This is a genomic window from Mesoplasma entomophilum (genome assembly GCF_002804125.1).
GTDB lineage: Bacteria > Bacillota_I > Bacilli_A > Mycoplasmatales > Mycoplasmataceae > Mesoplasma > Mesoplasma entomophilum.
The window spans coordinates 89446-104074 of the sequence record NZ_CP024966.1 but is presented as its reverse complement, the minus strand read 5'-3'; the positions used below and the strand labels follow the sequence as shown (position 1 = coordinate 104074).

Here is a 14629-nt window from a genome sequence, read left to right as displayed (position 1 = left end):
TACAACTATTAGTTGTATAAATTCATTATATTTTGAAATGATGTGCCTTTAGTTCAATCACTGACAAAGTTTGAAATAGTTTTTGAGGTTGACATTATACTTTCTAATTCATCTGGTTTGAATTTTGAAAGAACTCAGTCTATTATTTTTCAACCATATTCAGGTTGACCAATGCCAATCCTATATCTATTAAAATTTTGAGTTCCCAAATATTGAATTACTGATTTTACTCCATTATGCCCTGCTGCAGAACCATTCATTTTAAACTGATTTTTTCCAACAGGAAAATCCTTTTCATCATGCAAAATAACTAAGTCCTTGACATCAATTTTATAGTAATGCATGATTGCTTGAATTGCTATTCCTGAATTGTTCATATAAGTTTGGGGTTTCACAAATAATACTTTTTCATTATTAATACTAGAAAAGAAAATTATTGAGTTATGTTCATTTTTTTGCTGTGTAAAACCATATTTTTCAATAAGTTGATCCAACACTATTCAACCTGCGTTATGTCTTGTAGTTTCATATAGAGAACCATAATTTCCTAATCCTACTATTAATTTCATTTTATATTCCTCTTAATTATTTTTTAAATTTATTTACTATAAATTGAGCTCTATCTCAAATAATTTGCTTTTTATTATTATAAACTTCAGTTAATGATTCATGACTAATTGATGAATCAATCATTTCGGCTAATAAAGGGGCAACTGATATAATTTTTAATCCTTTGAATTTTTTTTCTTCAGCCAATTGAATTGTATTAGTAACAACAACTTCTTGCACAATATCCTCACTTATAGCTGCTTGCATTCTTTCTTTTGCTGGACCATTAAATAATCCATGACAAGCAAATATATGTACATCTTTAGCGCCTTGCTCTTTTAAAGCTTTAGCTGCATTAATGATAGTCCCACCTGTATCAATCATGTCATCGATAATGAAACAGTGTTTATCTTTAATATCCCCAAGAACAAATTCAACTTCTGCTTTATTTGGCTCTGGTCTTCTTTTACCAATAACTGCAATTCCATTAGTTACTCCACCTGTATATGATTCAACTTTATGAACTCTAGTCATTCCGCCATAATCTGGTGATACTAAAATACAGTTAGCTGGATCTCAATTTTTAGCTTCAATTGTATCTATGATTTCAGTTGCTAATGTTTGAGCAGTGTAAAAGTTATCCATTGGTACATCAAAGAATCCCATCGATTGTGGTGAATGTATATCAATTGTCATAACTCTATCAGCACCTGCTTTTGTCAATAAATCAGCTACTAATTTTGAAGTAATTGGTTGTCTTCCTTTTGCTTTACGGTCTTGTCTAGCATAACCATAATATGGAATTACAACGTTAATTTTTTCTGCACTTCCTCTTTTGAATGCATCAATGGCAATTAATAATTCCATGATGCTTTCATTAACTGGTGTTGAAGTAGATTGAATTACAAAAATCTCTTTACCTCTTACTGAGTCTAATGATTCAATTAAAATTTCACCATCAGCAAATTTTAAAGTTTTAACTTCTTTTCTTTTTACTCCTAATATATCGCAAATTTCTTGAGCTAACTCAACTCCTTGAGTTAAACCAAATATATGTACATTTTCTTTGTTTGAAAGCATTTTTAATTTTTCCCCTTTTGTCTTTATAATATCAAATTATTTATTTAATGTTCTGTTATATATCTTCTCAACATTCCTAATAAAGTAGTTTATATTAAAAATTTCATCAAGAACACTTATATTTTGTAAATATTTCTTTATATTGTTGTTAATTAATGATTGCTTAAAATCGATTTTGTTATTCATTGTTTCGAAAGTACACTTCTGAATAAAGTCGTATATTTCTTCTCTTGATTTATCACAATTGATTAACAAGTAGTTTAGTATTGGTTGACTATAAAAAACGTTAAACTGAGAATTTATATGTTCTAACATTTTATTCTCATCAATAACTAAATCATTAAGCGTATCGTTTAATCTATCAACTGTGTAAACTAAAACATTAAATACATCAACAAATATTATTCTTTCATTTGAACTATGTGATATGTCTCTCTCATGTCATAAAACATTGTTTTCAAATGCAGTATTTGTAAATGATCTTAAATATCTTGAAAGTCCTGTTATGTTTTCAGAACTAATTGGATTTTTCTTATGTGGCATTGAACTTGAACCTTTTTGATTTGGTTTAAATCCTTCATGTCATTCTTGAACTTCACTTCTTTGAAATAATCTAATTTCAGTTGCTATTTTTTCAAGTGTAGAAGCAATGTTAGCAAACACACTGATTAAAAAAGCATGTCTATCTCTTTGTGTGACCTGTGTTGAAATATTATCAATACCTAAACCCATTTCATGAGCAACAATTTCTTCAACCTCAAATTCTAAGTTCGCATAGTTCCCCATAGACCCTGATATTTTTGCAACTTCAATTTGAATTCTAGCTAGTGCAAATCTTTCAATTTGTCTTTGCAATTCATCAAATCATAACAAGAACTTCAACCCTAGAGAAGTCGGTTCTCCATAGATACCATGTGATCTACCCATTGTTAAAGTATTTTTGTAAAGCAATGCTTTTTCCTTTAAAGTTTCTTTTAAACTATTTAGTGATTCTAAAACTAAATCATTTGATTGCTGAATTAATTTGTTTTGCGCAGTATCAACAACATCTGTTGATGTTAAACCTAAATGAATTCATTTTTTTTCATCACCTAAAGTTTCTGAAATGGCTCTAGTAAACGCGACAACATCATGGCGTGTCTCTTTTTCTATTTCTAACATTCTTTCAATATTTATTTTTGCGTTATCGTTAATTAGTTTATATTCTTTCTCAGAAATGACATTTAATTTCATTCATGCGAAAGTAACTTTTTTCTCAACATCTAATCAAACATTTAATTTGTTATTTTCATCTCAAATTTGTTCAATTTTTTTTACCGAATATCTTTTTATCATATTTAACCTAAAATTTTTCTACATTATTTCTTTTGTTATAACAGTTTGCAATCTATCTGGTCCAACTGAAAAACCAGTTATTTCAATATCACAAATCTCAGCAATTTTATTCAAGTAATTTTTTGCATTTGTAGGCAATTCATTAAACGACTTAACTTGAGTTATATCTTCTTTTCAACCTGGCATTGAAATGTATTTGGCTTCACATTTTTCATGTTTAGAACTTGTAGCTGGAATAAAGTCAATTTCTCGACCATCTAAAACATATTTTTCACAAATCATTAATTCATCAACACCTGATAATACATCAAGTAATGTAATGAATAAATAATCAATTCCAGATGTTCTGACAGCGTGTTTTAAAGCAACTAAATCTAATCAACCAACACGTCTTGGTCTTTTCGTATTTGACCCATATTCATGTCCACGTTCTCTGATTCCATCACCAATCTCATTTAGTAATTCTGTCGGGAATGCACCAGCTCCAACTCTTGTTGAGTATGCTTTTACAACTCCAAGAGTATTACTGATTAGTTTATGAGAAATTCCAGTACCTGTTGATGCATTGTTTGCAGATGTATTTGAACTTGTAACGTAAGGGTAAGTTCCATGATCAATATCTAAAAGCGCACCTTGAGCACCTTCAAATAAAACTTTTTTGCCAGACTTAATAGCTTCTTCAATAAAGATACCTGTGTCTGTAATACAATCTTTGATTACTTCATATGCTTTCATTAAATCTGAATATGTTTTTTCAAAACTAATAGATTCAATATTAAACATTTTATTTAGGAATGTCATTTGGTAATCAAAAATTTCTTTAAAAGTTTCTTTAAAATCTTTTTCTTCAATATCAGCAATTCTAATACCTAATCTTGCTGCTTTATCTTGATAAGTTGGACCAATTCCTCTTTTTGTTGTTCCAATTTTTCTAGCACCTCTAGCTTCTTCCTGAGCACCATCAATTAAAATATGGTATGGTAGAATCAATTGAGCTCTATCTGAAATTAAAAGCTTACCTAATTTAACTCCGCTTTTTTGAATTGTTTCTAATTCTTTCACTAAATTAATTAAGTTAACAACACACCCATTACCAATAACGCTTGTTACTTCTGAATTGAAAATACCTGATGGAATTATTGTAACCTTATGTTTTTGACCATTAAAATTGATAACATGACCTGCATTATCACCACCGGCAAATCTAACAACAACATCTGCTTTTTGAGCAAAATAGTCTGTCATTTTCCCCTTACCTTCGTCTCCTCATTGACTACCAACTACAACTAATGAATTTATTTCTCTCATAAAAATCCTTTTCTAAATAAAAAATAACCTCAATGCATTTTTGCGCATTTTGAGATTATTTTTATATTACTTGAGTTATTTTTGATGTTGTTCTATTAAGTTTTATTACCTGGATAAGAACCTTCATCAATATCTCCTTTATCTTTAAATTACTTTTTTATTATATATAAAATATTTCTTATTTAAAATAGTTATTTATAATACTATTAGTTTTTTTCATTTCTTAACTTATTAAGTTCTTCTTGTTGTTCAACAACAACGTTGTTTAATTTTCTTAATGCATTATCAAAAAATAAAATTAAATTTGATTGAAGAATTGATAATGAAACAATTCTGTCTTTTCTTTCATCATCTGGCATTTCAGTTTTTTGTAGAAATTCCATTTGTTTATTATATTCAGTCATACCAGCTTGTAAACTTTGCAAAATGTTTGGTAAAGCAATTTTATTAAAATCCAATTCTGTAAAAATATCAGCTTTTCCTAGATCTTCTTCTGTTGAGTAATCTTTTGTATCAAATTCGATTGATTCAGTTCTAAAGAATACATTATAAACTTCAACAAGTTTTTCAATATTTTCTAATCTTATTGGTTTTGAAAGATTTGTCCCACTAATTTCGATAGGTTTTAAGTTTTCAGATTGAGTTATCCCTAAGTTTCCTTTAAAGATTGCATAAACATCATCATGAGATAATTCTTTATTTTGTAAATCAACAATTATAGTTGCTGATTTTTCTTTTGGTAAACCAAATCCTAATAATCTATTTGGTTGATTAATATCAGGTCTTAAAACTAAGAATACGATATCTCCGGATAGTAATGAGTTCATTTGTACGTCAACTAAATCTTTAGCGTCGTAAAATGTTCATGTATTAATTTTCATATTTATTCCTCTATTTTCTTATTACTTATTATATCTTAAAAATCACTTATTATTTTTTAAGCAGTTCAAACATTGTTTTAACAATATATCCCTGTCCCTTTAATCCAACTCTTACAACTCTTGAGCAATCAATGTGTAAGAATTTTTTATCCTCTGCAAAAAAAGTTAAAAAGGCTGCTGCAGTTGATCCACCCGGACCTTTGTTACATGAATTAGTTAAGTCAGCTAAAACTGAATCATTTTGAACTTGTTCCTTGTGTTCATCAAAAACAGGCAATCTTCAAAATCTTTCTGCTGTATAGTTTGAAGCTTCGCTTAGTTTATTTCACATTTCATCAAACTCTGTGAATACTCCTGATGCTGACTCTCCTAATGCCATTGCAGTTGCTCCAGTTAGCGTTGCAATATCATAAACGACATCAGCATTTTTTTCTCTAATAGCGTATGTTATACCATCTGCTAAAACTAATCTTCCCTCAGCATCAGTGTTGTTGATTTCAACAGTTAATCCATTTTTTGATTTTATAATTGATTCAGGCAAAACAGCTTTTTGACCTATTTTGTTATCTGTAAATAAACCAACTGCTACAAAATTAATTTTTGCTTTTGCTTCAGCTAACGCCATAGCAATAGACATAACAATTGCGGCACCAGTCATGTCAAATTTCATACCCTCAATAAACATTGAAGGTTTTAAATCATAACCTCCAGTATCAAAACAGATTCCTTTTCCAATAAGTGCTACTTTTTCACCATTTGGGTTATTATTATATTCCAATACTACAACATTTGCTTCATGGTTTGAACCTTGGTTTACTGCTAAAACAAGATTCATTTCTAAATCTTTCAATTCTTTATTTTTTAAAACAGTGACCTTTAATCCTTCAATTTTTGAAGCATCATTTAAAAGTTTTTCACCATAAAAATCACTAGTTCCGATATTTGGTGGAAAGTCTTGTAAATCTCTTGCATAGTTAACATACTTATTTTTTAAGATATTTTCATCTAATAAATTTTTCATCTCATCAGAACAATCAATATTTATTGTGTGATTGATGTTCTTAATATCTTTTTTGTATGTTATAAAATTATGTGACTCAAATGAAATAACATCGCAGATTACATTAAAGATTATTTCTTTTTCAACATCATTAATTATCTCGATGATACTTTTAAAATCAATATTAGTATCAGCTTTAATATTCTTCACAAAATCCGACAATCCTAATTTTAATTGTCTTAAATATGACATTGTGTCTTTTTTGATTACTAAATAATATGTTTTACTTTCGCTAATAAAAGTTATTGATCCAGGTTTATCACATATATCTTTGTTTATTTTATTATTTCTAACAGCTACTAATTTGTATTCCAAATTATTATTATTTATTGTTATCATATAGTCTCTTTCTATTCAAAAAAATCATAAGTTAATACTTATGATTAATTTTTATTATTTTAAAACTTCAAATAATGTTTTAACTAAAACACCTTGTCCACGTCCGTCAATATCAGCTGTTCCAGCAATATCAAAGTGAATGAATGGTTTTTCTTCAGCAAACTCATTTAAGAATGCTGCTGCTGTCGAACTTCCTTCGTATCCTTTAACTGCATTTGATAAGTCACCTAATACTGCTCCAGATTTAACTCTTTCTAAATGTTCTTCAAAAATTGGCAATCTTCACATTCTTTCTCTAGTTTGAAATGAAGCTGTTTCGAAAGTATTTCATAATTCGTCTTGATGAGTAAATACACCAATTGCTGAACTTCCTAAAGCAACTAATAATGCTCCAGTTAAAGTTGAAGCTTCAATAATTTGATCTACACCTTTTTCTCTAATTGCGTATGTCATACCATCAGCTAAAACTAATCTTCCTTCAGCATCAGTATTGTTAATTTCAACAGTTAAACCGTTCATTGAAGTTAAAACTGATTCTGGTAAAGTTGCGTTTTGACCAATTTTGTTGTCTGTAAACATTGCTACAGCAACAACGTTTGCTTTTGCTTTTGCTTTTGCTAAAGCCATAGTTGCTGATAACATAATAGCAGCACCTGACATATCAAATTTCATTCCTAACATTGAAGCTGAAGGCTTTAAGTTATAACCCCCTGAATCAAAGCAAATTCCTTTTCCAACTAATCCTGTTTTTGGTTTTGAAGAATCTCCACAGTATTCCATAACAACAATTCTTGGTTCGTGCGCTGATCCAGCATTAACACCTAAGAATAATCCCATTCCGAACTTCTCTGCTTCTTTTCTTCCTAAAACAGTAACTTTTAATCCGTCAATTTTTTCTGCATCTTTTGAAATTTTTTCAGCGTAGTATTCACTTGTTCCAATGTTTGGTGGAGTATCTTGTAAATCTCTAGCATAGTTAATAAATTCTGTTTTAATAGCTGCTGCAGCTTCTAATTCTGAAAAATCTCTTGATGTTTCAATATTAAATTCAATGTTACTTGGTTTTGAATCTTTTTTGTATGAAATAACATCATGTGATAAGAATGAAATTGTTTCATAAACCGTATTGAAAACTAAGTCCTTATGTTCTTCTCCCAATTGATTGATAATTGAATCTAAATCAATGTTTAAGTTTTTTTTGTAGTTTGCTAAAGCTGATTTTAATCCTGCTTTAATTTGTTTAACTCTACATCCTTTTTGTTTAATAACTAAATAGATTGTTTTATCTTCTGAAATAAATGTAACTGCTCCCGCACTGTCTTTGATAAATTCATTAGTTTTGTTGTCAGCAACAGCAACTAATTTAATATCGTGATTTTGTTTATTTAATGTAATCATAAATATATACCATCTTTCTATTTAAAAAAATTATAGCACTTAATGAACTAAACAATAAGTAGTTAGCAAAATAAAAAAGTGGAAACCCACTTTATTTGAACATTTCAAATAATGTTTTAACTAAAACACCTTGACCTTTATTTTCTTTATCAGCTGTTCCTGCAATATCTAAATGCAAGAATGGTTTATTTTCCGCAAATTCATTTAAGAATGCTGCAGCATATGAACAGTCCTCATATCTTACTTTGCAAGCATTTGTTAAATCTGCTAAAGGAGCAGCATCTTTTTTAACTTGTTTTAAATGTTCTTTAAAAATTGGTAATCTTCAAAATCTTTCACCTGATTTTTCAGATGCTTTCATTAACTCTTTAATTAATTCATCTGAATGAGAAAACGCTCCTGTTGCATTATGCCCTAAAGCAAATAAAACCGTACCAGTTAAAGTTGATGCATCAATAATCATATCAACTTTTTTTTCTTTGACTACATAACTAATACCATCAGCCAACACTAATCTTCCTTCTGCGTCTGTATCATAAATTAAAACCTTTTTACCATTCATTGATTCAATAACAGAATCTGGCAAAGTAGCATTTTGGCCAATTTTATTGTCAGTGAACATACCAACGGCAACAATGTTAGCTTTCGCATTTGCCTTTGCTAATGCCATTGTTGCTGATAAAACAACTGCAGCTCCTGACATATCAAATTTCATTCCTTCCATATAGTTTGAAGGTTTTAAGTTATATCCTCCAGAGTCAAAGCAAATTCCTTTTCCAACTAATCCTGTTTTTGGTTTTGAAGAATCTCCACAGTATTCCATAACAACGATTCTTGGCTCGTGAGCTGATCCTGCATTAACACCTAGGAACAGTCCCATATTTAATTTAGCAGCTTCTTTTTTACCTAAAACAGTGACCTTTAATCCCTTTATTCCTTTTGCATCATTAACTAATTTTTCAGCATAATATTCACTAGTTCCAATGTTTGGCGGTGTATCTTGCAAATCTCTAGCATAATTAATTTGTTCGCAAACAATTTTTAATTCAGAAATTAAGTTAATATAATCTCCGCTGAAAACTAAGTTATAATTTACTTCTTTTTCTGTTTTAGTAATTGATAAACCTTTATGAGTCTCAAATGAAATTGTCTCAAAAATTGTTTTAATAATTGTTTCTTTTTTTGTACCTTTACAAATGGTTTCCAAAGAATCAATTTCTATATCTATGTCAAAATCAAAATTTGAAATAACAGATTTCATACCCGTTGAAATTTGTTCAATAAATGTTTCTTCAGCTTTTTTAAGAACTAAATAAACTGTTTTATCTTCTGATATTAAAGTTATTTCTCCTGGCTTATCCTTTATTAGTTTATTTTTAGAGTTATCTTTTACCGCTATTAATTTAATAGCTTTTTTTGTTTCATTTATTTTGATCATATTTTCTCCTTATTTGATTGCTTCTTTTGGATTTTGTCTTTTCGTATATATTTTAATTGAACCTAATATTAATAATATAAAACTTGTAGTAAGAATTACAGCATATAAAATATAAGAATAACTTAAAACATATGTTAGGGAAATACCGGCAGTTTCATATACTATAGGTGACAAGTAACCTATAATATATTTATTTACTACAAGGGCTATTATTATGGCTCCAATCGCTGCTAGCAAGTAGCCAGTAACAAGATACTTGTTAATTTCTCTGGTTTTATAACCAAGCGATTTAAATAGAATAATTGTATTTTTATTTTCAAATAAAATTAGTGAAATTAAAACTAATGATATAGCTAAAACCATACAAACTAAAGCCTGATCAAGTGTTCTCATAATATTTTGGAATGGAGCAGCTTTAGCTAAAATTGCATCTCTAATTAGTCTATAGTTTCATACATCTTTTGAAAGCGAATTAAAATATAAACCATTTTTAGAATTTCAAAATTCATCTGCTGAATCTATTTTGTCTCAATAACTTAATAGATCTGTTCTATCACTTTGTGTATTATTTAAATCATCCTTAATTAAGTCACCAATAAGCTTATTAGAAACTTTAGGCAATGTTAAATACCTAATATTTACTGGTATATCATTTTTTGAAAATTGTGAATTATTTAAAACTTGATTTTCAGTAGGGTCACTTGATTCTGATTTTTCTATTATTTCATCTATTAAATTTATATAACTTTCTCATTCAGAACTTTTTAAAACTTCATTATCATGATTTTTTGCAATCATTGGCTGTGCTCTATTTTCAAGTGTTTCTTTTAAAACTTTAAAATAATCTGTTTTTTCAAAATATACATTTTTAGTTAAAAGATCATCATCTCTTATACCTGAAATATAGATAGGAATTCTTACTTCTGAAATTTCATTAGTTTTTAAAGATTCAACGCTCATTAACATCGTATTACCAGAACGCATTCCATATTTGTCAGCTAATGGTTTTGCCACTTCCACCTTTAATGCTGAAACTTCATTCCCGTTTGGCAATTTAATTTTTGTTATTGTATTTCCAATTGAAGTTGAATTTGTTTGAGAAAGTGTTTGAATGTTATTTTGAGCTTGTTTTTTGCTCGCTGCTACAGAAATAGCACTACCTCAAGTATGTCCATCAGAAATATTTGAAAACTTTACACCTGAACTTCAGTAGTTTTTTGTTTGTGGAATTATTACAGTTTTTCCAAATAACAAGTTAATCGGAAAAATTGATTCAGATTCAATACCTAATTCACCAAGATCAGCTTTTAAGCTAAAAACTCTATCTTGCAATAATTTATAATATTTTCAAATTGTTTTTTGATTTCCTGGATTTATTAATCAATTCACTACTTTTTCTTTTTCTTGTGGCGCTATTTGTGAATTAATACTTATGGCTATTATTAACGGATTAATAATTTCATCTTTTAACTGTTCTTCAGATTTTATTGATTCTGCAATATTTCAAATGAAATCTCCCATAATCATGTAATTAGAAGCCTCTGCGCGAATACTATTTGAGGTATTTTCAAATGATGTATTGATTATCATACCTAACAGACTTTCATAGTCGGAAACTTTAATAAGATTGTCAATTTCTTTATAATCTATTATTTGCTCAGTAGAAAAATCATAAGTGATTTTATTTTCACCTTTTTCATCAATCAAATAATTTGTTTTAAATTCTCAGGAATTACTTTGATATTTTATTGAAATGCCTGGGTAAGCAAAGCTGACCATTGAACTAGCTGAGTTATTAACTGAAGTATTAAATTGGAAAGTAAATAATATTACAGTGAAAACCAATGATAATATAATGAAGCAATAAATATTTTTTGCTATATTAGATAAAGCAAATGCTAAGCCAATTCTTGCTTTGCTAGGTAATGGATTAATAATTTTTTTAGTACTCATTATAAATTTTGAAGGCTTTTTGTTTTCTTTAAACCTATTTATTTTTGCTTTTTTACCAGATATAACTATAAAGTTATTAAACATAAAAATTCCAAAAATTCCAAAAAGAATAATTATTGTAAAAATAAATAATTTTCAAGTTAGCATTACTCCTGGTCATGAAAAAGAGTATGCAGTAGCTACAGATATTGCGAACATTTTACCAATTGGTAATGAAATGAATAAAGAAAATATAAATGAAATTAAAATAGGAATAACAGCAGATATAGATGAAATTAAAGTCAACGTGACATTGCCGCATCCCATTGCTTTTAAATTATAATAAGTTTCTTTGTTTAACTTTGAAAAATTTTCACACATAAAATAAAAAACTACAAAGATAATTAAAAGCAGACCAATTATAATTACTAGTAAAATTTTTGATAGCAATTTATATGTAACACTATATACATCAGTTTTATACATGTCATTTCATAAAGTGCTTAAATAAGCTGGTTTCAAATTGCCATTTTGATCTAGCTCTTTTGAATAATAAAAACCATCATTCATGAAATTAAATATATCTTCATTAACTTTGTTTATATTTTTATTTAAAATTGAATAGCTTAATCTCTGACTATCTAGTCTCAAATCATTTTCATTGTTGCCAATTTTTCTATTATTACCTAATAGATAATAATATCCTTGTAACCCAGTTGTCATTTTACCTTGATTGTAATTCATTGTTGTTGAATAAGGCGTCATTATTGTACCTTTAATTAAAAAAGTATATAAAATGTCATTACGAAAAATTTTTATTGTATCTCCAATTTTCAAATTGTTCAACTCTAAATATCTTGGAGTTGTATAAACAAATTGACCATTGTATATTTTTTCTCTATCTTCAATTGAAAACTCAGAAGTTGGCTTTTCGTTATAAATTTTAAAGTTACTTGCCTCATTAGGATTAAATTCAGAATACTTATTGAATTCCTCATCATTTCTAAAATTATCTCTATAATTTGGATTTAAAAATAATGTAAGACTATTTTTAAATTGATCTTTAATATTTCATTCAACAGGGTGAGACCAAAATGTATATTTATCTTTTAAACCATCATATAAATAAAGCATGAAAAGTTCACTTGAAACCAATGACAAATTTTTATAAAGATCTTCATTAATTTGAATAAGTGTTTCTATATCAATACTTAAATTTTCTGCTTTATTAATCTTCTCTAAAGATTCCTGCTTTTTTTCTGATGAAGAATATCTAAATGTTTTGATGTTTCCTTTAAAATATTGACCTATTAAATCAATATACACATCAATAATTTCATCATGTTGAGCACCTATTTTGTTTTTTGTATCTAAGTTAAGATTATTATAAATATAATTATTAAGCTTGCCTTGTGCATCAACTATGCTTCTGCCCGTTAATTTAATGCTTTCATTGCTAACATAATTTTTACTTACTAAATTGTTTTGCACATATATTTGTCCACCATATCTTGATCGATGAGCATCTTTCATATTCATTTCAGCAAAAGTTATAAACGATAAAACACCAATAATAATTCCTAATATAATTGTCAAAAAGATTATGAAAACAAAGTAAAGTATACTTTTGTTCTTATAATCTTTTCATGATTGTTTAAGAATTAATCTAAGTTTCATTTTAACTCCTTCTAAAAAGGTTAATTATAGATACATGTTTGTTAATATACATGCAGCTAATGCTACTACAAAAAATATAATACCCAATGTCATCATTCAAGTAGACAAGGTTTTATCTAATCCACGTTCTTTTGAATTTGAAAATAATTCGTCATTACCACCATTTAATGCACTTAATCCACTTTGAGAATTTTTATTTTGAAAAATACCAATTAAAATCATAATTATTGATACTACCATTGCTACAATCTCTATAACTAAAATAATTATTTGTGCTGTTGATGAATTCATAAAATTATCTCCTTTTTGTTTTTATTATATTTAATAATACTACATTTTATATTTCAATACTATATAAAACCCACTATTTAGAGTGGGTTTTTAATAGCTCTTCAGGTTGTATTTCTAATCCTTCAACTATTTTTTGAAAAACTTTAATAGTTATATTTCTTCTTCCTCTTTCAAAATCAGAAATATAATTTTTTGAAATACCACATCTAAAACCAAGTTCCTCTTGACTTAGCTTCTTAGCTTGTCTGATTTTTTTTAAATTTGCAGCTACTATTAAAAGTAGTGCATTTTCGTTTTCATATTTTTTCATCTTCTTGCCACCTTTTCCCTATCTCAATTAAACATTAAAAAAGTGGTTTTGTCCAATATTAAACTTTAAATTCTAAACTTAATTTTTCAATTATCTTAAATAAATTGCTTACTCCTGATTTTGTTATTTCGTAGCCGTTTTCATTCATTAATTCAGTTAACTCAGCATAAGATGCATTTGGATTTTGAATTCTAAGATCACAAAGATAAGCAGCTTTTTCAGAAAGTCTTTTTGTTGCCAAGTTTGCTTGAATTTTACTTATTTGATCTATTTGTTTTAGTCCCGCAGATAGAGTTTTCTTTTCATTAGAAATATCAATATTATTAACTCTATTTACATTGTTTGAAACATCCCTCATAATTCTTTCATTCTCAAAATTCATGACAGCTTGATAAGCATCAATAAATTTTAAAAAGTCAGAAACCATTATAGCTTTCTTAATATAACATATAAATAACTTTTCATTTCTTTTTAAAATTTTAAAATCAAAACCATACTTGTTCATTAACTCAATAACGTAAGTTGCTGACTCTTCATCTTTAAATTGCAATTCTAAATGATAATTAGTTGTTTCTGGTGAATTAACAGAACCTACTGCAACAAATACACCAGCCATATAAGCACGTTTTAACTTAGTTAATTCTTCTTTATTATTTTGTTGTTTTAAAGGTTTAAACTCAATAACCTTTATTCCATTTTCGTCTCAAATATTTAATAATTTTAAAAACTTCGAAATTTTGCCTATTAGGGTTATTTGAAATGTTTTATTTTGTTTTAAAGTTTGTGTTTGAGAAACTGAAATTTCAATATGACCATCAAACATTTTTTTGCAAAGACCAAATATACTTCTAGCAATTTTATTACTAATTGATGTTAACTTCAATTTTTCATTACCTGAATTTCAAATCAAGTCACCATTATATTTAATAAATCCTGCTAAAAAAGCTTTTCCTAATTCATCATCAAAAGTGTGTGAAATTACTTCTTCTTTAACCGCTAGTGCAAATGACATAATTTCACTCCTTCCTTAT

Annotated in this window: 12 protein-coding genes; all 12 read right to left on the bottom strand. The window is 27.7% G+C overall.

Annotated elements, in window-relative coordinates; all coding sequences use genetic code 4:
• Positions 1-8: 8 nt before the first annotated feature.
• The 12 genes from pth to whiA all read right to left on the bottom strand — a co-directional run bounded on the left by pth (position 9) and on the right by whiA (position 14610).
• Positions 9-569 (bottom strand): aminoacyl-tRNA hydrolase, encoded by a 561-nt coding sequence (pth, locus tag MENTO_RS00395; RefSeq protein WP_099650939.1) that lies wholly within the window; start codon positions 567-569, stop codon positions 9-11.
• A gap of 16 nt (positions 570-585) precedes the next feature.
• A complete protein-coding gene (locus MENTO_RS00390; RefSeq protein ID WP_099650938.1) occupies positions 586-1629 on the bottom strand; it encodes a ribose-phosphate diphosphokinase in 1044 nt (347 codons plus the stop codon).
• Positions 1630-1665: 36 nt separating this feature from the next.
• A complete protein-coding gene (purB, locus tag MENTO_RS00385; protein ID WP_099650937.1) occupies positions 1666-2964 on the bottom strand; it encodes an adenylosuccinate lyase in 1299 nt (432 codons plus the stop codon).
• A gap of 18 nt (positions 2965-2982) precedes the next feature.
• Positions 2983-4272, bottom strand: coding sequence for an adenylosuccinate synthase (locus tag MENTO_RS00380; protein WP_099650936.1), 1290 nt, complete (start codon positions 4270-4272; stop codon positions 2983-2985).
• 206 nt (positions 4273-4478) lie between these two features.
• Positions 4479-5153 (bottom strand): hypothetical protein, encoded by a 675-nt coding sequence (locus MENTO_RS00375; RefSeq protein WP_099650935.1) that lies wholly within the window; start codon positions 5151-5153, stop codon positions 4479-4481.
• A 49-nt stretch (positions 5154-5202) separates the two neighbouring features.
• Positions 5203-6552 (bottom strand): leucyl aminopeptidase family protein, encoded by a 1350-nt coding sequence (locus MENTO_RS00370; RefSeq protein ID WP_099650934.1) that lies wholly within the window; start codon positions 6550-6552, stop codon positions 5203-5205.
• Positions 6553-6606: 54 nt separating this feature from the next.
• Positions 6607-7950 carry a M17 family metallopeptidase gene (locus MENTO_RS00365; protein WP_099650933.1) on the bottom strand — a complete coding sequence of 448 codons (1344 nt, stop codon included), beginning with the start codon at positions 7948-7950 and terminating at the stop codon, positions 6607-6609.
• A 91-nt stretch (positions 7951-8041) separates the two neighbouring features.
• Entirely contained in the window at positions 8042-9388 is a 1347-nt protein-coding gene (locus tag MENTO_RS00360) for a M17 family metallopeptidase (RefSeq protein ID WP_099650932.1), read from the bottom strand.
• A gap of 9 nt (positions 9389-9397) precedes the next feature.
• Positions 9398-12997, bottom strand: coding sequence for an FtsX-like permease family protein (locus tag MENTO_RS00355; protein ID WP_099650931.1), 3600 nt, complete (start codon positions 12995-12997; stop codon positions 9398-9400).
• A gap of 24 nt (positions 12998-13021) precedes the next feature.
• Complete coding sequence (gene secG, locus MENTO_RS00350) at positions 13022-13288, bottom strand: preprotein translocase subunit SecG (protein WP_099650930.1); 267 nt, start codon at positions 13286-13288, stop codon at positions 13022-13024.
• 73 nt (positions 13289-13361) lie between these two features.
• Entirely contained in the window at positions 13362-13598 is a 237-nt protein-coding gene (locus MENTO_RS00345; RefSeq protein ID WP_099650929.1) for a helix-turn-helix domain-containing protein, read from the bottom strand.
• 58 nt (positions 13599-13656) lie between these two features.
• On the bottom strand, positions 13657-14610 hold the full coding sequence (gene whiA / locus MENTO_RS00340; protein ID WP_099650928.1) for a DNA-binding protein WhiA: 954 nt from the start codon (positions 14608-14610) through the stop codon (positions 13657-13659).
• Between the last annotated feature and the right edge of the window lie 19 nt (positions 14611-14629).